The following is a 21614-nucleotide window of genomic DNA, read 5'->3' on the forward strand; positions in this document are numbered from 1 at the left end:
AGCCGAAACCTGACGCGATTGCCCTTCAGCACCAATCTCTTATTGTGCAATGCAGCAAGCCACCCTACAGTGTCTCCTGGGGGGCCATCCGACGGTGCGGTATGGCTCAGCAAAAAATTACCTTTGGCGGCGTCGACATCCTGCGGTTTCTCGCAGCCGTTCTGGTCATGGTCTACCACTATGGCTTCTGGGTGTGGGCCTATCCCGATGGCATCTCGGCACAGGCCACGGGCGGCGTGCCGGCGCAGCCTGACATAGGCGCCTGGGTCGGATCCGGATGGGTCGGCGTCGAGATCTTCTTCGTCATCAGCGGTTTCGTCATCGCCTTCAGCGCCGAGAAGTCGACGCCGCTGCGGTTCTTCGAGGCCAGGGTGAAGCGGCTGGCGCCGGCGGTCTGGATCTGCGCGCCGGTCACCGCCGTGCTGCTTCTTGCCATCGGCCTGAGCTGGCCGACCGACGCGGTGGTCAGGCTGGTTCGCACCGGGCTGTTCGTGCCCTATGGTCCCTGGGTGGACAGCGTCTACTGGACACTCGGCATCGAGATCGCCTTCTACGCCATCGTCTGGATCCTGCTGCGGCTTGGCCGTTTCGATCTGATGGAGGCGGTCGCCATCGTCATCGGCCTGGTCAGCACGCTGTTCTGGTGCCTCTATTATCCGCTCGGCTGGGCCGACTTCGCCGAGACGCGGCTGCTCCAGCTCACTTTGGTGCATCACGGCTGCTTCTTCGCCGTCGGCGTGCTGCTGTGGCTGATCCGGTTCAAGGCGCTGACGGCGCCTCGCCTTGGCTTCTGCCTGCTGTTCCTCGGCGGGGGCGTGCTGCAGATCGCCAGTTCAGTCGACGTCCACAGCATCAAGGTCAATGCCGTGATGCCCTATGCGCCGCCGATCCTGATCTTCCTCGTCGCCATCGCGCTGATGGCGTGGTCGCTGCGGCTCGACCTCAGCTGGAGCGGCTGGCGCCGGATCGGCCTGATGACCTATCCGCTCTACCTGATCCACGACGTCGTCGGCGCGGCGATGCTCGGGGCGATGGTCCGTGCAGGGATGCCTTATCTCCTGTCGATGGCAGTGGTCGGCGCGACCATGATCGCGGCAAGCTGGCTGGTGGCGACGGAAGCCGAACCGCGCATAAGGCTGCTGCTCGACCACACCGTCTTCCGTTATCGGCTCAAGGCAGCGTAGCCGCGATCGTCCGTTTGAGGAAATGGTGTTCGTCCATGCCGGCGTGAGGCGGGCGTCGACCGGACGAACCAGTACATTGGGAGCGCGAAGGAGCGGTCTTCACTGACGTTACAGCCGCGCGCACATTTGGCGCTTTGACGGCGGCCAGGTCGTGCCGGCGTCGGCGTCGCCGCATATCGTTCCGCTTCCTTATTCCGTCGAGGCCAATGTCGATCCGGAGGAGGCCTACATCGCGGCGATTTCCAGCTGCCACATGCCGCAACGCAAGCGGAGTTGCACCACTTGGCGCATGAACAGTGCTTCATCGCCAATTCCGTCAAGACGGAAATCCAGGTAGCCGCTTGAGATATTCATTTTGGAGCCGCTCCAGGAAAGCGTGAAACGGCTTTCCTGGAATGCTCTATACCGTCGCCTTGCTGCGCACTTCGGACTTGTCGAGATAGTAGCTCGAATATTTGTCGAAGAATTTTTCCGACGCGCCGAACGATCCGTATTTGGCGAGCTTCTTCAGGTCGACCTTGTTCAGCACCGCGCCGACGATCTTGTTGGCGACATAGGGTTCGGATTCCAGCATCGACCTGACCATGGCGCGCGGCGTGCGGCCCCATTCGGTGACCAGCACGAAGCCGTCGACCAACGGCGCGAAAGCCTTGGCGTCGACCACCGGCCCGAGCGGCGGCAGATCGACGACGATGTATTCGAACGTCTCCTTGGCGTTCTCGATGAAGCGCCGCATGCCAGCCGAGGACAACAGCTCGCTGGTGTGCGAGAAGTGGCCGCGCAGCACGGCCGGGATGATGGCGAGTTTCGTCTGCCGGTCGATCTTGCCGACCGACTGCCAGGTCTGGCCATTCATCACCGCTTCCATCAGGCCCTGCTCGGCTTCCATGCCGAGGCTGCGGCTCAACCCCGGATTGCGCAAGTCACCGTCGATGAGCAGCGTCCTGGCGCCATTGGCGGCCAGCAGTCCGGCAAGATTGGCCGCGACCGTCGACTTGCCTTCGCCGGGAAGCACCGAGATGACGCCGACGACGCGGCTGCCCTGTCCTTCCATCACGACATCGAAGGCGATCTTGGCGCTGCGCAGCGTTTCGGAGAACATCGATGCCGGCGCGTCGATGCTCACCCGCATGCGCGCGCGCCTTTCGATGGCCGCCGGCGACCTCGCTGCCTTGGCATCCGGCTGAGCCTCGGCCGGCTTGTCGTCCTTGGCGGGCCTGCTGCCGATGGTCGGCAGATAGCCGAGGAATTTGAGGCCGACGCGGTCGCGGACCTCCTCGCCGGTCCGGAAGAACCGCTCGTTGAACTCGTTGAGGCCGCCGAAGCCGGCGCCCATCAGCACGCCGAGCACGAGAGACAGTCCGAGCACGATGATGGTGCGCGGGCTCGAGGCGGAGAGCGGCGTCGAGGCATCCGAGATGATGCGGATCTTGCCGACCGGGAAAGATTGCTGCTGCGCGGCTTCCTCGTAGCGGCCGAGGAACGTCTGATAGAGCGTGGTGAGCGCCGTCGCCTTCTGGTCGAGGTCGCGCAACTGCACCTGCGACTGGTTGTCGACGGAGCTCTTGCCCTGAGCGGCGGCAACATTGGCCCTGAGCGCGGTCTCGCGCGCCAGCGCCACCTCATACTCGTTGCGATAACTTTCGGTGAGCTGCTTCAGCTCGCCGAAAATCTGCGCCGATATGTCGGCCTTTTCCTTGGCAAGCGCCACGGCCTGCGGATGTTGAGGACCGAAATTCGCCTCGACATCCTGCTGACGCTTGGAGACGGTGAGGTAGCGGGTCTTGAGCGCCGAAATGACCGAGCTGCTCGGCTGATCGCTCGAAATGGCGGCATCCTTGAAAGCGTTGTCCGAGCCGCTGTCGACGATCGACTTGTACTGCTGGTAGCGGGCGCTGGCGCGCGCCGTGTCGGCCTGCGCCACGATGAGCTGGGCGTTGAGGTCGGCAAGCTGCTTGTCGCTCAACAGCTGGCCATCGCTGTTGGCGGACAGGCCGTGTTCGGCCCTGAATTTTTCGACCGCCAGCGATGCCTGCTGCGAGCTCTCGCGCAGTTCCGTCAGCCGGCCCTGCAGCCAGACCGCCGCGCGCTCGGTGGCGTCGAAGCTGGCATCGAGCTGATCGGCCAGATAGGCGTCGGCATAGGCCTTGGTAATCGCTTTCGCCAGGCCCGGATCGGTCGCCTGATAACCAAGCGCGATGACGTAGCTTCGTCCGACGCGATCCGCCTGGATCTCGCTCTGCAGCTTGAGGATCGCATAGTCGCGGCGCGACGTGGCGATCAGCGCATCACGGGTGGCGGGGTCGAGCTTGCTGATGTCACCGACGCCCGGGATGGTCGGGCTGGGCCGGACATACTGGATCAGGCCGCGGATCAGGCCGACGCCCTGGGCAAGGGCGGACTGCGGCGGGTTCATGAACGCATCGTTCTGGTCGAGCTTGAGCTTGTCGACGACGACCGCGGCAAGGCGCGTCGAGGTCAGGATCTCGATCTGGCTCAGGATGGCGGAATCGGTCTGCATGGTCGTCGACGCCGCTGAAATGTCGTCGACGATCTTGTTCAGGCCCTCGTCGATCAGCACGCTCGAGACCGACACATATTTGGGCGGGGTTGTCTGCAGATAGAGCATGCCCAGGAAAAGACCGATGACGGCGCACACGGCAACCACCTTGGCCTGCCGCGCAGCCATGCCAAGCAGCCGCTCGATATCGATGAAGTCTTCGCCGTTTCCTGCGTCCGAATTCGGCAATGGCATCCTCTTGTCGAGAGGAAAGTTGGCATAATTCATCGTCGGTCCAATCCCAGAGCCCGCTGCGTTCCCGATAATCGGGTTGAGGCTCTATCTCTTTGTTTGGGCATGATCTTTTCCGAAACCTTCGGGAATCATGACCTGTCTAAGTTTAAGCATGACCTTTGCGGAAACCGGGAGCCACTTTCCGGGATCATGCTTGGGCTTGCAGGCGCCCCAACGGTCGGGAGCATTGCCAAGAAGCAACGCAAGCTTCATGCCAGACGACGGGGCCTGTCGGCCCCTCGCCGCCAGCCATCCGGCAATACTCCCGAAAGATGGGCATTATGCGGCTTCTTCCTGGCGTTCATGCGACCGGACGAACTCCTGAAGCATCTCGAAAACCGGGCCCTTCATGTCGTTGCGCGCCAGCGCAAAAGCGATGTTGGCCTGGATGAAGCCTTCCTTGGACCCGCAGTCGAACATGCGTCCCAGGAAAGGCTGGGCAAAGAACGGCTGGTCCTTCGACAGGCGGACCATGGCGTCCGTCAGCTGGATCTCGTTGCCGGCGCCACGCTGCTGATTGCCCAGCAGCGCGAAGATCTCGGGCTGCAGGATATAGCGGCCGTTGATGTAGAAATTTGACGGCGCGTCGGCCGGGGCCGGCTTTTCGACCATCGCTGTGACTTCGAAGCCGCCGCCGATTTCGGCACCGCGGCCGACAATGCCGTATTTGTTGGTCTCGCTCGGATCGCAGCGTTCGACGGCGATGACATTGCCGCCGGTGCGCTCATAGAGGTCGACGGTTTCGGCAAGACAACCGCGCCCGCCGAAGGAGACCATGTCCGGCAAAAGCAGGGCGAAGGGCTCGCTGCCGATGACCTCGCGGGCGCACCAGACGGCGTGACCGAGACCTTGCGGCGACTGCTGGCGGATGAAGGAGGTGGCGCCGGCCACAGGCAGCATGCTTTCGAGCGCCTCCAGCTGGGTCTTCTTGCCGGTCTGCTCCAGGGTTCCGATCAATTCCGGATGCAGGTCGAAATAGTCCTCAATGACCGCCTTGTTGCGGCCGGTCACGAACACGATGTGCTCGATGCCGGCTTCGAAGGCCTCGTCCACCGCATATTGCACGACAGGCCTGTCGACCACCGGAAGCATTTCCTTCGGCATCGACTTGGTCGCCGGCAGGAACCGTGTTCCAAGCCCCGCCACCGGTATCACGGCCTTCCTGATTTTCTTCATCGCAAATTCCTTCTGAGGAGATCGACTTCAGTCCATTCACAGGCCACGAAAAATCCCTCCATGTGCCTGCACCTTCACCTCCCCGCCCCCGCGGCAAATTGTGCCGCTACTCGTCGCAACCGCACGGCGATCGGCATGCCCATATGCCTGACCGCCGCCGGGTCGCTGAGCGCCGTCCGGATCGCTTTGAGCGGGGACCGCGCCTTGATGTGCTGGACCATCGCCAGGAAGGAGGCTGCCTTGCGCAGGCTGCGGCCGCGCCGGGCAAAGGCCGCCTGGGCCGCCTCGTCCATCCGATGGATTTGTGCGAATACGGCATCCGCCTTGCGCATCGCTTCTACATGGTGAAGCTCGAGCACACGCGAGATGGAGCCACTGCGAATATGGTAGGCGTAGCCGATCTCCGGCTCGACCACGCATCTGCCGCCCTTGGCGAGCGCCTCGGCAAACAGGATGTAGTCTTCGCCGATCCTCAGTTTCTCGTCATAGCGAAGCCGGTTTTCGTCCAGGAACCGGCGCTGGAAGATCGGCTTGAGGTAGCCGAGGTTGAACTTCGATTCGAAGACGACGTTGCCGGCGATGTAGGTGGCCAGCGAAATCTCGCGCAGGCCTTCCAGATAACGCCTTGGGAACATCGCATCCTCGACGACGCCGTCCTCGCGGATGACCTGGAGATTGTCGACGGCGATCTGGGCATCCGCTTTTTCGGCACGGCCGATCATGGCGGCGATACGGCCAGGGAAGACGGCATCGTCGGAATCGAGCACCGCGACCCACCTGCCGCGGGCGACGTCGAGTCCGGCATTTCGGGCGCCGCCGGGACCGCGATTCCTGGCAAGCGCGACGACGCGCACAATGTCTTGCGGATAGGCCCGCGCCACATCGAGCGTGGCATCGCGCGACTGGTCGTCGACGACGATGATCTCGACGCTGACACCCTTCTGCGCCATGGCGCTGGCAATCGCGCGGTCGAGCGTCGCCTCTGCATTGTAGGCGGCGATGACAAAGGAAACATCCGGAGCGAAGGAAACGTCAGGCTGCACGCTTGCCTCCTTCCGGGGATGACGATTGGCCGTAGAGCCGGAGTTCGCGGACGCCGACAAGGCCGCTGACGACGCCGACATGCATGATGCCGCGCAGGACGCTGCGGTTCCTGCGCACCGGGCTGGCGACCACGGGAAGGGCCGCGGCGAAACAAAAGGCTGCCTTTGCGGCGGCAAGGCCGACATGCTTGATCAGCCCGATGCCGCGCGCATTGCTGCCCAAGAGGTGACCATGCGTCTGGCCGACGCGAAAACGGCGGCGGCCGAGCCAATCGAACGCGGCCCTTGAGCGCGGCACCACCTCGTCCACCCAGGCCTCTCGAGCGAAGGCGATGCGGCCGCCGGCCTTGACCATCTGATCGAAGAGTTCGGTGTCCTCGCCGCCGGTCTGGCCGCGCGCCAGGCTGAAGCGACGGCCGCGCAGGCTGTCCGACCGCATGCGCAGCAGGACGTTGCAGGTGTAGCCGGTGCGGATCTCGCCGCGCACCCAGACCGGCAAGGTCGAATGGAAATCGCCCCGGCGCATCCATTCGGGTGCATCCGGACGGTAGAGCGCCCGCACCGGACCGAGCACGGCTGTTGCACCACTGTCCTCGGCCGTCGCCACCAACTCGGCCAGCCAACGGGCGGAGGCAGTCTCATCGTCGTCGATGAAGGCGAGGAAATCCGCCTCGCTGGCATCGAGGCAAGCATTGCGGGCGACCGAGATGTTGCGCGCCGGGGCATGCCGGTAGCGGACCGCCAGCGCCAATTCCTGCGACAGCGCCGTCACCAATGCCTGCGCGCTCGGCGTGTCGTCATTGTCCGCGACAATGACGCCGACATCGAAGCCCTCGGGCATCTCCATGGCGGCAAGCGAACGCAGCGTGTCGGCCAGCTCCGGCCGGCGGAACGTGCACACGCCGATGTCGATGCTGCGGTTCTTGGCCTGAGCCACCATCACGCCACCCCGCGTCGCGCGCCGAGGCCGAGAAGTTGCAGCCAGAAGCCGACGGACCAGCCGAAATGCATGACCATGGCCGAAACGCCGGCCAGTGCGATGTCGGCATTGCGCTGGCGAATGGCCGTCACCAGGCCATAGCCGAGGCAGACCGAAGCCCAGATCAGCAGCGGCACAGCCGCGATCCAGTGCACGAAGGAGAAGGCCGCCAGAAGAACCACCGGGAAGACCGCCAGTGGCACCATCTGCCGGACCTTCGGGATGACGCGGTGCTTCAACACATTCTTGGCGCGGCCGCGGCCATAGCCGAGATACTGGAAATAGAGGCCTTTGAGCGAGGCGCGCGGATAGTAGACCATCTGCGTCTTGCCGCTCATCCAGATCCTGTAGCCGGCCTGCCGCAGCCGGTAGTCGAGCTCGGCATCCTCATTGTGGCTGAAGCTCTCGTCATAGCCGCCGACAGCGCCGAAGGCCGATATCCGCATCAGCGCGTGATGGCCGTGGTCGACCCATTCTCCGGCCGAGAGGTGACGATGCTTGGAACCACCGGTGCCGAGTTTCGAATTCTGCGCCGCCGCAACCGACTTCTGCACGGCGCCGCTGCCGCTGGTCAGCATCGAAACCACGACCGAATCGGCTGATGTGGCCAGCGCTTCCTCAAGCAGCCGGTCGCAGTAATCGTCGGGATAGCCGCCATGCGCGTCGATGCGGATGAGATATTCCGCACCTTCGCCAAAAGTGCCGACGGCGAGATTGATCGCCGCGCTCTGGATGCGCCGCCTGTTGTGAAGCAGGACAACGCGCGGGTCCTTCGCGACGATCTGCTCGACAATGGCCAGCGTGCCGTCGGTGCTGCCGCCATCGGCAACGACGATCCGGGCGCCAAGCCTTGCCGCCGCCGGGCAAAGCTGGCCGAGCAGCGCGCTGATATGGGCTGCCTCGTTCAGGCAAGGGATCACGATCAGGCTGGAGGGAAGCGCTTGCGTCATCGGGAGAAGTCCATCCTATGCCAGGGCTTCGGTCGCGAGGGACTCGCGCACGGTGGTCAGGCGGCGCAGTTTTTCGACCAGCGCGCTGCAGTCGCTGCGATCGTAGCTCCACGTCCTCGGATTGCGGGCAAGGACGCGCGCCTTCAGTCTGCCGAAGCGCTGCTCCTCCATCGTGCCGAGTGCGGTTTCGAGCGCCTCGGGCGTCGCCTTGGACAACAGGATGCCGATGTCCTGCTGGCTGAGGAACCGTCCGGTTTCCGTATGGCCCATCGAGATCGGCACCGCCCCGAAGCGGCAGCCTTCATAGAGGCGGTTGGGCAGCAGCCATTCCGAATTCTGCCCCTCCTCGAAGAAATCGATCGCCCAGGAGAAATGCACGTCCTGGTAGATCGCCGCCATGTCCTCTGGATTGCGGTAGGGTCCACGAAACGACAGATAAGGTTCGGCATCGACGAAGGCGTGGAAATCGGGGAATTCGGAAAGCGCCGGACGGCCGCGCAGCACGATTTCGAAACGTCCATCCATGCGGCGGGTGAAATCAGCCAGAAGCTTGAGCGAGCGGCGGCAGCGCAGCGCTCCGAACCAGCCGATCCGCCATGGCGGGGTGGCGGGCGCTTCGACCGTTTCACGCTCGCCGGGCAGGATCGCCGCTGCCTCGAAATATTTGTTCTCGATCAGCTCGACGGGTGCGGCGACCTGGCGGAAGGGCTTGAAATAATTGGCGATGAAGGCGGGCGAACTGGTCACCAGCAGCTTCACGTCGCGCGCCAGATGGCGCTCGGTGGCGCGCAGCGCCTTGCCGAAGATGTCGTCGCGAAGCACCAAGCGGTGGATGTCGAGGCATTCATAGACTATCGGCACCGAGGCGCCGAAGGCCGACCTGGCGCGGCGCGCCAGCGCCAGCATTTCCAGATTGCGCGCGATGATGAGATCGGGCCGCGGCGCGCCCTTCAGCTTCGAGCCTATCGAAACCGCCGCTTTCGCCACCGCCGCCAGGCGCTGGGCGAATCGGCCGTCGCGCGTCGCGCCGAGGTCGACCGGCTGCAATCCTTCGATGTCGGCGATCGGGGTCGCGGTGCGGCGAAAGCCCGCCAGAGTGACCCGGGCACCGCCTGTCCTGAGCATTGTGATCCGTCGGCGAACCGCCGGATCGGAAACATCGTGCACCAGGTACAAGACATGCAGCATGAAAACTCGACCGCTGTTTGACCCCACCCACAAGGATGCTAGTACAGCTCTTGCTGCATCGCAACATTTTTGGCGCGGCAATGGACATTTTCTGTTGCACTGCAAAATTATTGCCGTAGTTTGGGGATGGCGGCGGTCGTGGATTTTCAGGGTTCGGAAATCCGCGCAAAAAATCAGGAATCCTGAATTTGGAAGCCAACCCATTCGATCCGCCGGAAGGCTCGCTGCGTAAATCGGTCGGGCGCGGCGCGGTGGTGACCGCCATGTCGCAATCGGTGCGGGTCGCGACGCAGATCATATCCGTCATCGTGCTGTCGCGGCTCTTGTCGCCGCAGGATTTCGGCGTCGTGGCGATGTGCGCGCCGGTGCTGGCCTTCATCGCGCTGTTCCAGGATTTCGGCCTGACCCAGGCGACGATCCAGAAATCGGGCATCCGCCATGAGGAGGTGAACTACCTCTTCTGGATCAATGTCGCGGTCAGTGCCATCCTGGCCTGCGTGCTCGCGGGTGCGGCACCGCTGGTCGCCGCCTTCTACGGTGAGCCGCGCGTGGCCGGGCTGGTCGCCGCGTTCGGGCTGCAGATCATGGCCTATGGGCTCGGCGCCCAGCATCTGGCGCTTTTGACACGACGCATGCAGTTCGGGCGCCTGGCGGTCATCGACGTCGCCAGCGCGGTTGCCGGGCTGGTGGTGTCGATCGCCTGGACCTTCATCGACCGCTCCTACTGGGCGCTGTTTGCCGGCACGCTGACCGGCGCGGTGCTGCCGACGCTGTGCTACTGGGCAAGCTCGCGCTGGCGGCCCGGCCTGCCGCGCAAGGTCGCCGGCATCGGCGAGTTGATCAATTTCGGCGCCGGCATCACCGGCTTCAACTTCGCCAATTTCTTCGCCCGCAACCTCGACAATGTGCTGATCGGCAAATACTGGGGCGAGCAGCAACTCGGCCTCTACGACCGCGCCTACAAGCTGCTTCTGTTCCCGCTCAGCCAGATCACCAATCCGCTGTCGAAGGTCATGGTGCCGGCGCTGTCCAGGCTGAAAGACGAGCCGGACCGCTACCGCAGCGCCTATCTGCGCGTCATGCCGCTGATCCTTTTGGTGGCGCTGCCCGGCGTCGCCTTCGCCACCGCAATGTCGGATGTGCTGATCCCCTTCGTGCTCGGCGAACAGTGGCGCGCAAGCGCCTCGATCTTCCTGGCGCTCGGCTTTGCCGGGCTGCTGCAGCCGCTCAACAACCCGGCAGGCTGGCTTTTCGTAAGCCAGGGCCGCTCCGGCGACTTCATGCGCTGGGGCATCATCACCGCCGTGACCTCGGTGCTCGCCTTCGCGCTCGGCCTGCCCTATGGCGCGCTCGGCGTGGCGATAGCCTATGCGGTCAGCGAATATCTGCGCACGCCGTTCCTGTGGCTCTATGTCGGCAAGAGCGGACCGCTGCGGGCCAGCCATGTGCTGCGCGCGGCAACGCCATTCGTGCTCGGCGCGCATCTGGCACTGGCGGCGGTCTGGCTGATCAAGCCGATGCTGCCGCAGCAGCATGTCGTCGCCCTGGCCAGCGGCGCCATGCTTGCCTACCTCATCACCATTGTCGTCGCGCTGGCCTTCGCATCCGGCCGCGAGGCCTTGCGCGAGGCCCTGAAGATGCTGCCGGCAAGACAGCCGGCGGCAACGCCGCGCGAGGCGCAATAATTTCGGCGCCTTTGCCGGCTACCCAATATCCACACGAACATCAGGTCTGATGCATGCACTACCGATCGATCTCCGACATGAACGACACGATTGTCGGCAACCTTCACCGGCTGCCGCGCGACATCGACCTGGTGGTCGGCGTGCCCAGAAGCGGCGTGCTGGCGGCGACGCTGGTCAGCCTTGCGGCGAACATTCCGATGACCGACCTGGATTCCTTCCTGGACGGCCGGGTCTATACGTCCGGCATCACCAAGCGGCGCGCCGCGCTCGACCGCAAGGTCTCGGACATGCGCAAGGTGCTGGTGATCGACGACAGCATCGCCGGCGGCAACGCCATGCGCGATGCCCGTGCCCGTATCGAGGCTGCCGGCATAGAGGGTGATTTCATCTATGCCGCGGTATTCGGCCTGGAGCCGAAGCATCGGGAAACCGACGTCGTCTTCGAAGTCGTGCCGCATCCGCGCATGTTCCAGTGGAATTTCATGCATCACAAATTCCTGGCGCAATGCTGCGTCGACATTGACGGCGTATTGTGCCTCGATCCGACCGAGGCGGAAAACGACGATGGTCCGGCCTATGAGAAATTCCTCAGCGAAGCGCGCCCGCTTCATGCCCCGACCCACCGGATCGGCTGGCTGGTCACCAGCCGGCTGGAGAAATACCGTGCGCTGACCGAGGCGTGGCTGGCCAAGAATGGGATCGTGTACGACCAACTGATCATGCTCGACCTGCCGAGCAAGGCGGAGCGCCAGCGGCTCGGCGCGCATGGCAGTTTCAAGGCTGATTTCTACCGCAAATCCAACGCTATCCTGTTCATCGAAAGCGAGCATGCGCAGGCGCTGAAGATCACGGAGCTGTCGGGCAAGCCGGTGCTGTGCGTCGAAACCCATATGGTGAGCTTCCCCGATGCGCTGTCGCTGCCGGCGCTCGGCCAAGCCGCGCGCAATCTGCCGGCAAGGCTGCGGCAGATCAACTCGCAGCAAGGCCGCAAGGGCGCCGCCAAGGCCCTGGCCCGCGCCCTGCTCGGCGCCCGCGGCTACGAGACGCTGAAAAGCCGGGTCAAGCGCCCGGCCTGATCGGCTGGCTTTCTGAGCGCCGGCTACGCCGCCTGGCGCGCCCGCTGCTGAACCGCCCTGTCCAGGATAGAGAAGAAGGTGACGAACTGGCGGTCCGGATCGAGCTCCGGACGCGCCGCGAAGCCGCGCGCCAGGTTTGAAACCCCTTCATATTCCTTGTTATCGTTCCACAGCTGCCTGACAGCCGCGACCCAGTCGATGAGCGGAGCATCGTAGTCGAGTACCGTGCCGCCGGGGCCGATGGCTTCGGGCAGGCCACCGCGCCGCGAACCGACGACCGGGATGCCGCTGCAATGGGCCTCGGACGCGACTCGGCCCCAGGCCTCCTCCCATTTCGAGGGCGCAAGCAGGATCCTCGTGCGGCCATAGACCGTCTTCATGTCGTTGGTGCGGCTCTCCAGCGTGACGTTGCCGAGCGGCGCGATCGTCTCCTCGATGCGCGCGCGGTGGTCGTCGTCCAGCTTCCAGCTTTCGACGAACAGGAACGGGATTTCCGGGCAGGCGCCGGCGATGCGGACCGCCAGTTCGAAGCCCTTTTCCTCATAGGGGTTGATCAGCGTGACGAACTGGCCCGTGGTCGGCGTGCTGTACTGCGTCGGGTTGATGGTCGGCGGGATCACTGTCGCCTCGATGCCGAATTCCCGCTTGTAGGTGCGCGCGGTGAACTCCGAATTGGCGATGTAGAGTGCGGAACCCAGTTCGCGCAAATCGCCGCCCAACTCGTGGAACTCGACATTTCTGAGATAGACGACCAGCGGCACGCCCTCGGCCTTCAGCGCTTTGCCGAGGGGCACCGATTTGTGGCACTGAACCACCGCCACGTCCGGCCTCAGTTTCTTGACGGCAAAACCCGCCGCTTCCCAGGGAAACCACGCCCGGATCACCGGGTAGCCGGGAAAACTGTCGACGACCGCAGGCTGGCGCAACAGCTTCATCTTGGCACGCGCCTTCAAGCCGAAGACGCCGTCGCCGAAGAGAGCGGCAAGCACCGCGGCCTCATGTCCGTGCTCGATCAGCTGTTCGGCCAGATGATGCGTGCTCGACTGAACGCCGCCGCTGAACTCCGGCGGGTAGCCGTTGCCGCCTGCAAAAAGAACTTTCATGGTCGTGGCTCCTGTCTTTTCGCCGTGTCGAAAGCGCCTCACGCGCTCTTTGGCGGGTCAAGCGTCGCGAACGGATTGGTACATGAGTGCCATCCGGTGAACCGGATCGGATCGTCAGGCGAACTGCGCCAGGCGTAGTCCGTCAGCATATGGAATTCGGCGATGACCCAGCGGTCGAAATGTACCAGATCTTCCCGCTTTTCATGGGGCAGCAGACGGCGGACGGCGCCCAGTTTGAGCTCCTCGGCCAGAGTGACTGCGTCGCTCAATTTCTCGCTCGGAAAGATCCAGGGATTGCGGTTGCGGAACTCCAGCACGAACTGCTGCAGGTGCTCGATGCGCATATTCAGCCTGCCGAGATATTTTTCGAGCGTGACGCGAACCAGATCCTCGTCCGAAAACGAGGAGACGGCGGCGTAGGCAACGCCCGTCGAGGCAACGCCACCCGCCAGGATGGCCAGTGCGGAACGCCGTGTGACTTCGATCATCGGGCCGCTCCTCTCACGCGATCCGGCTCGCCGCCCGCAGGGACAAAGCCGCCGCGGTCAGGCTTGGGTTGGCGCAGGAGCAGCTCGGATAGGTGCTGGTTCCGACGACAACCAGGTTTCTCAACCGGTGATGGATCATGTTGCTGTCGATCACCGAATCAGCCGGGCCGGTACCCATCCTCAGCGTACCCTGGACATGCGATTCCGTTGGCCGGATGCCGCGGTCGAAGAGCCGCTCGACCGGCAGCGGGGCAAGCAGCGCCGGCAATTTGTCCAGCGCCCGGGCCATGCCCTTGACCGCATAGTCCGACGGTGCCTTGAAGGAGACGAAGGCATTGTCGTCCTTGTCGAGGGTGACGAAATTCTCGTGATCGAGCAGGTTTTCGGTGACCACGACCAGCGGCAGCGTCTGGCGCAACCGCCCCTGCTCGGCGCGCATCCCGTGCTGCCAGCGGTTTTCGAAATAGACCAGTGCCGCCGCATGCTCGGACCGGTGCGGACCGTCATAGAGGCCAAAATTCAGGCCGGTGGTGATGGTGCTGCCGTCGAAATTGTCGACGCCGTCGAGATAGACCTCGAAATTCCAGCCATAGGATTCATGCAGGCCGCGCCCGACGAATTCGTCTCCCAGGCCGGAGCGCAGCATGATCGCCGCGCTCTGGATGGCGTTGGCGCCGAGAATGAAAAGGTCGCCGCTGACCTGATACTCCTTGCCGTCATGAACGAAGGTGACCGAACGGACCGCGCCGCCGACCTGATCGAGCCTGCGCACTTCCGCACCGAGGCAGACCGAAACGTCGGGATGCTCGAAGACATGCATCAGGCCATTGTTGGCGGTGAATTTCGCGTCGACCGGGCACAGCCAGCAGCGCAGATTGGCACAGCACGAGGTGCGCTGCGCGGTCGGGACCCGGGCGCGAGCGGTCGGCATGACGAAATGCTGGCCGGGCTGGGCCACCTTCATCATCTTGTCCGGCGTCGACATGCGATGCGGCGGCTGCGGAAACGGTTTCGAGCGCGGCAGCATCGCCGCCATGTCGGGATCGCCGGAGATCGACATGATCTCTTCGGCATCGCAGTAGAATGGCTCGACGTCGTCATAGCTGATCGGCCAGTCATTGCCGACGCCATAGGTGCTTTTCAGCCTGAAGTCATTGGGATGGAACCTCGGCGTCTGGGCGAACCAGCAGTTGGTCCCGCCACCCAGTCCGATCGTGTAATTCCACGGCTTGTCGGAGTTGGTCTTGTATGTCGACTCGTCGTCGATGTCGGTGTTGGCGTTCTGGGCGAGCTGCCATTCATGCGTGTTGTGCCGACCCCATTCCAGGATCAGGATGCGCGCCTTACGCCGCATGGCGAATTCGTGCAGGAAGAAGGTCGAACCGAAACCGGAACCGATCGCGATGAGATCGAAATGATCCTTGGTGATTTGCTCTGGCTTTACGTCCAGCACCATCAGCCGCAACTCCTTTCCGCGCCGGGCGCGTATGCCAAATTCCGCTTGCTTCCCGCGGTCGCTCTCATGCCGCCATTCTGCCGATCGAGTGATATTCGATGCCGTGGCGCGCCACGACCTTGGGGTCATAGAGATTGCGGCCGTCGAAGATGACCGGCGTGGTCAGCGCGTCCTTCAACGCGTCGAAGGACGGGGCGCGAAAGCTCTTCCATTCGGTGGCGATGAGCAGCGCATCGGCGCCGCGCAAGGCCGCTTCCTTGGTGCCGCACAGCAGCAGGTCGTCGCGCAGGCCGTAAATGGCCTGGCATTCCTGCATCGCCTCCGGATCATAAGCCTGTACGGTCGCGCCGGCCTTCCACAGCGCTTCCATCAGGACGCGTGCCGGCGCCTCGCGCATGTCGTCGGTGTTGGGCTTGAAGGCCAGGCCCCACAGCGCAAAGGTCTTGCCCTTGAGACTGCCCTTGAAATAGCGGTTCACCTTGTCGAACAGCACGGATTTCTGGTCATTGTTGCGTTCCTCGACGGCGCGCAGCAGCTTGGCGTCGAACTTGACGCCCTCGGCGGTCTTGATCAGGGCGCGGACGTCCTTGGGAAAGCACGAGCCGCCATAGCCGAGACCCGGATAAATGAAGTGGTAGCCGATGCGCGGATCGCTGCCGATGCCCTTGCGCACCTCCTCGATGTCGGCGCCGAGCTGCTCGGCCAGATTGGCCATCTCGTTCATGAAGCTGATCTTGGTGGCCAGCATGCAGTTGGCGGCGTATTTCGTGAATTCGGCGCTGCGCACGTCCATCACGATCATCTTTTCGTGGTTGCGGTTGAAGGGCGCGTAAAGCTCACGCATCACCACCTCGGTCTCCTCGCTCGAGGTGCCGACGATGATACGGTCGGGCTTCATGCAATCGGCGACGGCCGAGCCTTCCTTGAGGAATTCGGGATTGGAGGCGACGTCGAAGGCAAGATCCTCACGCCCTCTCTTCTTCAGCGTCTCGGCGATCCTGGCTTTCACCTTTTCGCAGGTACCGACCGGCACGGTCGACTTGCCGACGACGATCTTGGCGCTATCCATCTCGCGGCCGATGGTCTCGGCGACCGCCAGCACGTATTTGAGGTCGGCCGAGCCGTCCTCGCCGGGCGGCGTGCCGACCGCGATCATCTGGATTTCACCGTGCCGGACGGCGGCGGCGGCATCGGTGGTGAATTTGATGCGGCCGGCGGCATGATTCTCCCTGACGATGCTTTCGAGGCCTGGCTCGAAGATCGGGACGAAGCCCTGGTTGAGGCGCTCCACCTTGCTTTCGTCGATGTCGACGCAAACCACCTGGTGGCCAACCTCGGCAAGCACCGCCGCCTGCACGAGGCCGACATAGCCAATTCCAAACACCGTCAAGTTCATTCGGTTTCATTCCCATCCATGGCCGCGACCCGTTCTCGGTCCGGCCGGTTCAATTCGTCTTTCCCAACTCTTTTACGCTGCATACGAGCGATTCCGGAAACTGGCATGGCTCGCCGAGCGCGGTGAAGGCAACGCGTTCGACCTGCAGCGAAAGCTTGCGGCCCGGATCAGCGAAGGCGCCCATCCAACCCTTCATGGTGTCGCTGCCCCAAAGGCTGAAGAAGATCTTCTGCGCGTGGCTGGGCAGCTTCGCCGGGTCGGTGATGGTGTTCACCAGCTGGCCGTTGACGTACCAGCGCAAACTGTCCTTCTCCCAGACGAAGGCGTAGTCGTTGAAGGCCTTGTCGGTGCCGCCCGGCACCTCGACCAGCTTCTCGTTCTTGCCCTTACCGTCGATATAGGCGTTGACCTGCACCTTGGAGGTGTCCTTGGTCAGGATCTCGAAGTCGATCTCGTCCCAGGGCTGCTTGTCCGACGGGCCGATATAGGTGAAGAAGGCCGCGTTGAGGCCGGAACCGGTGTCGGTCTTCAGCCGCGCCTCATAGGTGCCATAACCAAAGCGCTGCTTGGTCTGGATCTCGCCGCAGGCGAACTCGCGATCCTTCAGCTTCTGTTTTCCGAAGCCGAGCGACAGCACACCGTCTGAAAGCTCGACCAGCCCCTTCGACCAGGTGCAATTCTGGTGGCTGCCGTTGCTCCAGCCGTCGGAGACATACCAGCGAGACTTGTCGAAGCTCTTGAAATCATCGACGAAAGAGGGAGCGGACTGGATATCCTGCGCATGGGATGGAGCCGCAAAGAGGCTGCCGAGAGCAGCCAGCAGCAATCCGCCGATCAAGCCCAACCGCCGCAGGTCGCCTTGCCGGATCTCATGCGCGACGGAGGTTGCGGCAATTGCTGTCGTGGACGTGGTTTTCGGATCTAAATTCATGCCAAACTCACCTTTGTGCTGTGCGTCCCCAACCCAAAGTCGACGTTTGAACCGCTTCCAAACGGGCCAACCTTGGCCTCCTTTTCGAGCCCCCAGAAATCCCTCTCCTGTCCTGCATCATAGCTTTGAAGCTTGCATCATGCCTTTGAAGTAGTCTCACGCCCGGCTGGCGCCCGCGGGCTTGGCGAAATCAGCCGTGGCGGCCGAATCGGACTCCCCACCCGCGTCGAAGACCATATCGAGCGAACGACGCAGTTCCTTCATCAAACCGTGCTGGCGCGACAGCGCCGCGATGCGGCGCTCGCAATTCAGGATCGATTGCGTCAGCGCGCTGACTTCGGATGAGCGCTTCTCGGAAGCGGAGCCGTTTTCCATGGCTTCGACGAGAAAGGCCGCGTTGGTCGCCGTCTTGCGGTAGCGGCTCTCCAGGCCCGTTTTCTCGGCTGCGATCTCGGCGGAGATCTGCTCGAACAGTTTCGCCAGCCGGTCGAGGCGGGCGATGTCGGCCTGCCGGTCGCGGGCAGGATCCCTTGATCTGAAGCCAAATATCGAGGCCATGGGCTTAAATTCCTGTCATCGCCGGCTTACTGCCGACCACTGGCCGATCCCCGCAAGCAGGGCTGAAAAGCTCGTACCGCATCGTCCAACTCCTTTGACGGGAGAGACGTCGGACCAATCCGATCGGGGGCCAATTCGGTTGGTCGTTCGATTTGCTGCACCGCAACATAGACTGCCATCGTCGGAGCCGTGAGGCAACCACCCAATTCGTAAACTCTTAAATCCAGTGGAAATGGTTTGCACAGTGCGAATGCTGTTTGACGGGTGACGCGGGCGCCCCTTACCGCTCCTTGCCCGCACTGGTCCCGGCCATCAGGAAACGCAACGGCGGCACGCGCTTTTGCCTGGACACAAGGCCAACGCGCCGAAACAGCGCCTCCAGCTTGTCGGACGCCACGCCCTGGACGATGGGGACCAGGTTGGATTGACTTGCAAAGGCGTAGGCCGCGGCCGAGGCCAGCCCGCGCTCGGCCTTCACGTCGAGGAAATTGCGCAGCCGGTATTTGTCGCGCACATGCCGCTCGTGCCGCCGCAGCACCGCCCTGGAGCCTTCCGGCAGGCTGTCTATCGCCAACAGCGCCAGATCGGCGTCGGCCAGCCGCTTCAGATCCTGCGTCTTGTGGCGGCCGCTGAGCGAATCAGCGCGTACGATGGCACCGTAGCCGCAGGAACGGATGACCTTGAACCGCGCGCCGTGGGCGACCGCGCGCGCATAGAGTTCGTAGTCCTCGCCCAGCCGCAGGCTTTCGTCGTAGCGCAATCGGTGCCGATCGAGGAAGGCGCGGCTGATCACCGGCTTCAAGAAGCCAAGCTCGCCTCTTTGCACGCGGCGCCTGGAGATGTTGCCTTCGACGAAGCGCTCGAAGTCGAGGAATTCCGGTTCGGCGGCAAAATCCGGAGCGACGATCTTGGTCGCGTCATCAGTCGCATCATCCCTGATGAGCATGATGTTGTCGGCCGCGAAATCCCAGTCGGCGGCGGCAAACAGATTGCGGAACCGGCCCCCGAGGAAGAAGTCGTCGGCATCCAGAATGCTGATGAACGGCGCTTTCGAACCGGCGATCGCGGCATTGCGCGCGAAGGAGGGGCCACGATTGACCTCAAGGCGCATGACCTTGAGCCGGCCGCTGCCGTCGTCGGCGGCGCGGGCGACCTCGGCCGTATTGTCGGTAGAGCCGTCGTCGACGACAACGACCTCCGCCACCTCGGGCTCGCGCAATGCGGACGCGATGGCGACCGCGATCGTGCGTGCCGCGTTTTTGGCCGCGATGATCACGCAGACCTCTGATTTCGTCATCGACATGGGTTAGCCTCTTGCACAGGTTCCGATTTGCCCTCGCCCTGTACGTATTGCAACACCACCGCCATCACGGGCTGGCCGGCCGCTCGAAGATGCGGCGACTGATATCCGCCGACGCTGCCCAGCCGGCTTCGGCCAGGTAGCGGACGGGAGCCCTGCCGCACAATTCCCACAACACCGTTCGCCGCTGCGGCCACCGCAAGGATGACAGCCATGGCGCGATGACCATGTTGAGCAGGTCCTCGTTGCCGATGCGCGACAAAACCGGCTTGGCCCGCTCCGACAGAAGCGTGCCGGTGGCGCCCAGCAGCACATCGGCGGCGCGCAGGCCGAGCAGCAACGTGTCGTCCAGCCCCTGGCTCACCGCTGCATCCAGCACACGCTGCTGATCGGCCTCGCCAAGACGGTTGGCGCTGGCCCTGATATCGCAGACATAGCCGGCACAGGGTTCGCGGTTGAACAGTGCCTTGGCGACGCTGATGCAGGACAGCATCAACGTGTCGGCGGCCGACGTGAACGGCACTTCGGTGCCGGTGATCTCGACCAGCCGCTTGCGCCGCAGGAAACCGTCGGCATCGCGCGGACTGGGCGAGCCGGGCTGCTGGAGGCGGTAATGAAGGTCGACCGTGGACGGCCCGTTGCCACGGATCATGTGCTGCTCGCCAAGGAAGCGGACCCACCAGACGGAGCGTGACTTGCCTGAGACCTCATAGCCGATCGAGCGCAGTGCATTGCGTGCTTTCGCGAATCCGGACGGGGAAACCAGGATGTCGACATCGCCCGAAGGCTTCATGAAATGGTCGTCATAGAGCAGATGCTGCTGGAAGGGACCTTTGAGAAAGACGAAATCGATCTGCCTGTCGCGCAGCGCCCGATGGATCGCCATCGAATCCATGAGACAGGCGGCGTTCATCGACACCGTACGCCGGCGATAGGTGTCGAGCCATTGGAAAAGTACGGCGGGCCTTTCGGTGGCCGGGGCGCGCGACAGCGCTTTCAAAACGAAGGTGGCGACCTTGTTCAGCCTGGCGATATCGGCGACGGCGGCGGCGGAAAGGCTCGGCGTCGACACATTGCCGGCCAGAGCCGCCGCGCCTGAGAAATACAACCGCAGGCAGGCCTGCACATAGGCAATCTCGTCGGCACAGTCGGCGGCGCGCAGTCGTTCATAGGAACTTTCCGGCAAGGCCATTGAGCGCATGGTCTCCAAAATGCGGTTTGCGCGGCGTTTATGCTGCAAGTGCGAAACAAAGCATCCTCAAAAACCTGGACGCCGTAAAGTCTTTCCTTTCGCAGTGCGAAATTTTGCAACCAGAGCGTTTGCCGCGCTTCCTCGATGCGGCGCAACATTCGGCTGAAATTCCGACGCAATCGTGGCGCTACAGTTGATCATCGACACCGGCTGGCTGACAAGAATCCATCATTTTAGACATGCCTAAAAAAGCGTCATCGCCATGAGCTTTTTATGCAAGCAAATTCAATTGCTTAAAGAATCGCCCGTGCTGAAGGCAGACTGCACCGAGCTTCGGCTCGACAGAGGCGGAATCTTGAGCATTTCGCACACGCATGGTGACGCCCGCAACCCGTAATTGATTAACCAGAAGTAAATCCGGCTTGACTCATAAATGTTGCTATGCAGCTATTGCATCGCAGCATGAAAGTGCTGACGGCACTCGACAGGCCGTTTCCAGTCCTCAGTGGAGAGTAAAATGGAACAGAATGTTGAAAAGCATGAGTACGAAACGCCAAGCCTGACGGTCCATGGTTCGATCGAAACCATTACCCAGGGCGGTGGCGGCAGCACGGCAATCGACGCGTCGTTTCCGGCGCACACCCCGATTGGCGATCTGACGTTCTCCTGAGACTAGCTTGGTTCTGGAGGAGTGACGTTGGGCCTCCAGGATTGAAGACCGCAAATGGAGCCGGGGATGAAAATCCCCGACTTTCCGCTTTTTGAACTGACGACGCGTAGACCGTGTGTTGCTAACGAGGTTTTGGCATGAACTGGAACCCATCCGAGCACGATTGCGTAAGGGCCACCGGGGATGCGGTGGCCTGTGAATTCGGCGATGGCCTGGCGCTTCTCAACCTGAAATCCAATATCTATTACAGCCTCAACAGCGTCGGTGCGTTCATCTGGGAGCAGATCCAGGAGCCGAAGTCGATCGCCGATATCCGCAGCGCCGTGCTTGCGCGCTACAATGTCGACGCCGAGCGCTGCAAGGCTGACGTCGACGCCTTGCTTAAGGGCTTCGCCGAAAACGGACTTGCGAGGCTGCACAATGAGGCACTTGTCTAGGCAGGTTC

General features: G+C 63.0%; 20 protein-coding genes and 1 pseudogene. 7 read left to right on the forward strand and 14 right to left on the reverse strand.

The genetic code is table 11. The features are described from left to right. Positions 1–101: 101 nt before the first annotated feature. Entirely contained in the window at positions 102–1184 is a 1083-nt protein-coding gene (locus CK226_RS12495; RefSeq protein WP_095771659.1) for an acyltransferase, read from the forward strand. 71 nt (positions 1185–1255) lie between these two features. Beyond that, positions 1256–1529: pseudogene (locus CK226_RS35515) on the forward strand (OsmC family peroxiredoxin); the annotation flags it as partial. A 55-nt stretch (positions 1530–1584) separates the two neighbouring features. Here CK226_RS35515 and CK226_RS12505 read toward each other — a convergent pair. The 6 genes from CK226_RS12505 to CK226_RS12530 form a co-directional block, all read right to left on the reverse strand. Further along, positions 1585–3972 carry a polysaccharide biosynthesis tyrosine autokinase gene (locus CK226_RS12505; RefSeq protein WP_095792007.1) on the reverse strand — a complete coding sequence of 796 codons (2388 nt, stop codon included), beginning with the start codon at positions 3970–3972 and terminating at the stop codon, positions 1585–1587. 285 nt (positions 3973–4257) lie between these two features. Then, positions 4258–5154 (reverse strand): UTP--glucose-1-phosphate uridylyltransferase, encoded by an 897-nt coding sequence (locus CK226_RS12510; RefSeq protein ID WP_095792008.1) that lies wholly within the window; start codon positions 5152–5154, stop codon positions 4258–4260. Between the two features lie 74 nt (positions 5155–5228). Then, entirely contained in the window at positions 5229–6197 is a 969-nt protein-coding gene (locus tag CK226_RS12515; RefSeq protein WP_095792009.1) for a glycosyltransferase family 2 protein, read from the reverse strand. After that, positions 6187–7137 carry a glycosyltransferase family 2 protein gene (locus CK226_RS12520; protein ID WP_095792010.1) on the reverse strand — a complete coding sequence of 317 codons (951 nt, stop codon included), beginning with the start codon at positions 7135–7137 and terminating at the stop codon, positions 6187–6189. The genes CK226_RS12515 and CK226_RS12520 overlap by 11 nt, the downstream gene beginning before the upstream one ends. Next, positions 7137–8126, reverse strand: a complete 990-nt coding sequence (locus tag CK226_RS12525; RefSeq protein WP_095792011.1) for a glycosyltransferase family 2 protein — start codon at positions 8124–8126, stop codon at positions 7137–7139. The genes CK226_RS12520 and CK226_RS12525 overlap by 1 nt, the downstream gene beginning before the upstream one ends. Before the next feature lie 15 nt (positions 8127–8141). After that, positions 8142–9314: a glycosyl transferase family 1 gene (locus CK226_RS12530; RefSeq protein WP_095792012.1), complete on the reverse strand. Its 1173-nt coding sequence runs from the start codon at positions 9312–9314 to the stop codon at positions 8142–8144. A gap of 188 nt (positions 9315–9502) precedes the next feature. Here CK226_RS12530 and CK226_RS12535 point away from each other — a divergent pair, with 188 nt between their 5' ends. Beyond that, positions 9503–10999 carry a lipopolysaccharide biosynthesis protein gene (locus tag CK226_RS12535; protein WP_095771653.1) on the forward strand — a complete coding sequence of 499 codons (1497 nt, stop codon included), beginning with the start codon at positions 9503–9505 and terminating at the stop codon, positions 10997–10999. 53 nt (positions 11000–11052) lie between these two features. Beyond that, positions 11053–12075 (forward strand): phosphoribosyltransferase family protein, encoded by a 1023-nt coding sequence (locus tag CK226_RS12540; RefSeq protein ID WP_095771652.1) that lies wholly within the window; start codon positions 11053–11055, stop codon positions 12073–12075. A gap of 23 nt (positions 12076–12098) precedes the next feature. Here CK226_RS12540 and CK226_RS12545 read toward each other — a convergent pair whose 3' ends face one another. From CK226_RS12545 to CK226_RS12580, 8 genes are all read right to left on the reverse strand, one after another. Beyond that, positions 12099–13178, reverse strand: coding sequence for a glycosyltransferase (locus tag CK226_RS12545; protein ID WP_095792013.1), 1080 nt, complete (start codon positions 13176–13178; stop codon positions 12099–12101). Between the two features lie 38 nt (positions 13179–13216). Then, complete coding sequence (locus CK226_RS12550; protein WP_095771650.1) at positions 13217–13666, reverse strand: hypothetical protein; 450 nt, start codon at positions 13664–13666, stop codon at positions 13217–13219. 13 nt (positions 13667–13679) lie between these two features. After that, positions 13680–15122: a GMC family oxidoreductase gene (locus CK226_RS12555; protein WP_095771943.1), complete on the reverse strand. Its 1443-nt coding sequence runs from the start codon at positions 15120–15122 to the stop codon at positions 13680–13682. Positions 15123–15186: 64 nt separating this feature from the next. Next, positions 15187–16518: a UDP-glucose/GDP-mannose dehydrogenase family protein gene (locus CK226_RS12560; protein ID WP_095771649.1), complete on the reverse strand. Its 1332-nt coding sequence runs from the start codon at positions 16516–16518 to the stop codon at positions 15187–15189. A gap of 49 nt (positions 16519–16567) precedes the next feature. Continuing rightward, positions 16568–17449 carry a family 16 glycosylhydrolase gene (locus CK226_RS12565; RefSeq protein ID WP_095787158.1) on the reverse strand — a complete coding sequence of 294 codons (882 nt, stop codon included), beginning with the start codon at positions 17447–17449 and terminating at the stop codon, positions 16568–16570. 156 nt (positions 17450–17605) lie between these two features. Beyond that, the gene (locus CK226_RS12570) at positions 17606–18007 is read right to left on the reverse strand and encodes a hypothetical protein (protein ID WP_095792014.1); all 402 of its coding nucleotides are present in this window, start codon (positions 18005–18007) and stop codon (positions 17606–17608) included. Between the two features lie 280 nt (positions 18008–18287). Beyond that, positions 18288–19310: a glycosyltransferase gene (locus CK226_RS12575; RefSeq protein ID WP_095792015.1), complete on the reverse strand. Its 1023-nt coding sequence runs from the start codon at positions 19308–19310 to the stop codon at positions 18288–18290. A 64-nt stretch (positions 19311–19374) separates the two neighbouring features. Beyond that, positions 19375–20499, reverse strand: a complete 1125-nt coding sequence (locus tag CK226_RS12580; RefSeq protein WP_095792016.1) for a nucleotidyltransferase family protein — start codon at positions 20497–20499, stop codon at positions 19375–19377. Between CK226_RS12580 and CK226_RS35350 the strand changes: the two genes are divergently transcribed. The 3 genes from CK226_RS35350 (at position 20499) to CK226_RS12590 (ending at position 21606) form a co-directional block, all read left to right on the forward strand. Beyond that, positions 20499–20696, forward strand: a complete 198-nt coding sequence (locus CK226_RS35350; protein ID WP_210202238.1) for a hypothetical protein — start codon at positions 20499–20501, stop codon at positions 20694–20696. The two genes, CK226_RS12580 and CK226_RS35350, sit on opposite strands and share 1 nt — an antisense overlap. A gap of 320 nt (positions 20697–21016) precedes the next feature. Further along, positions 21017–21169, forward strand: coding sequence for a lasso peptide (locus CK226_RS12585; protein ID WP_010913078.1), 153 nt, complete (start codon positions 21017–21019; stop codon positions 21167–21169). A gap of 137 nt (positions 21170–21306) precedes the next feature. Then, positions 21307–21606 carry a PqqD family protein gene (locus CK226_RS12590; protein ID WP_095792017.1) on the forward strand — a complete coding sequence of 100 codons (300 nt, stop codon included), beginning with the start codon at positions 21307–21309 and terminating at the stop codon, positions 21604–21606. Positions 21607–21614 lie beyond the last annotated feature (8 nt).

The sequence above is a fragment of the Mesorhizobium sp. WSM4311 genome (assembly GCF_002295115.1).
Taxonomy (GTDB): domain Bacteria; phylum Pseudomonadota; class Alphaproteobacteria; order Rhizobiales; family Rhizobiaceae; genus Mesorhizobium.

Excerpts from the sequence above, each read along its gene's own strand:
- CK226_RS12570 (WP_095792014.1), bottom strand. The coding sequence starts at position 18,007 with ATGGCCTCGATATTTGGCTTCAGATCAAGGGATCCTGCCCGCGACCGG.
- CK226_RS12565 (WP_095787158.1), bottom strand. The coding sequence starts at position 17,449 with ATGAATTTAGATCCGAAAACCACGTCCACGACAGCAATTGCCGCAACC.
- CK226_RS12495 (WP_095771659.1), top strand. The coding sequence starts at position 102 with ATGGCTCAGCAAAAAATTACCTTTGGCGGCGTCGACATCCTGCGGTTT.
- CK226_RS12550 (WP_095771650.1), bottom strand. The coding sequence starts at position 13,666 with ATGATCGAAGTCACACGGCGTTCCGCACTGGCCATCCTGGCGGGTGGC.
- CK226_RS12520 (WP_095792010.1), bottom strand. The coding sequence starts at position 7,137 with ATGGTGGCTCAGGCCAAGAACCGCAGCATCGACATCGGCGTGTGCACG.
- CK226_RS12585 (WP_010913078.1), top strand. The coding sequence starts at position 21,017 with ATGGAACAGAATGTTGAAAAGCATGAGTACGAAACGCCAAGCCTGACG.
- CK226_RS12510 (WP_095792008.1), bottom strand. The coding sequence starts at position 5,154 with ATGAAGAAAATCAGGAAGGCCGTGATACCGGTGGCGGGGCTTGGAACA.
- CK226_RS12555 (WP_095771943.1), bottom strand. The coding sequence starts at position 15,122 with ATGGTGCTGGACGTAAAGCCAGAGCAAATCACCAAGGATCATTTCGAT.
- CK226_RS12525 (WP_095792011.1), bottom strand. The coding sequence starts at position 8,126 with ATGACGCAAGCGCTTCCCTCCAGCCTGATCGTGATCCCTTGCCTGAAC.
- CK226_RS12530 (WP_095792012.1), bottom strand. The coding sequence starts at position 9,314 with ATGCTGCATGTCTTGTACCTGGTGCACGATGTTTCCGATCCGGCGGTT.
- CK226_RS12505 (WP_095792007.1), bottom strand. The coding sequence starts at position 3,972 with ATGAATTATGCCAACTTTCCTCTCGACAAGAGGATGCCATTGCCGAAT.
- CK226_RS12560 (WP_095771649.1), bottom strand. The coding sequence starts at position 16,518 with ATGAACTTGACGGTGTTTGGAATTGGCTATGTCGGCCTCGTGCAGGCG.
- CK226_RS12580 (WP_095792016.1), bottom strand. The coding sequence starts at position 20,499 with ATGGCCTTGCCGGAAAGTTCCTATGAACGACTGCGCGCCGCCGACTGT.
- CK226_RS12590 (WP_095792017.1), top strand. The coding sequence starts at position 21,307 with ATGAACTGGAACCCATCCGAGCACGATTGCGTAAGGGCCACCGGGGAT.
- CK226_RS12540 (WP_095771652.1), top strand. The coding sequence starts at position 11,053 with ATGCACTACCGATCGATCTCCGACATGAACGACACGATTGTCGGCAAC.
- CK226_RS12545 (WP_095792013.1), bottom strand. The coding sequence starts at position 13,178 with ATGAAAGTTCTTTTTGCAGGCGGCAACGGCTACCCGCCGGAGTTCAGC.
- CK226_RS12575 (WP_095792015.1), bottom strand. The coding sequence starts at position 19,310 with ATGTCGATGACGAAATCAGAGGTCTGCGTGATCATCGCGGCCAAAAAC.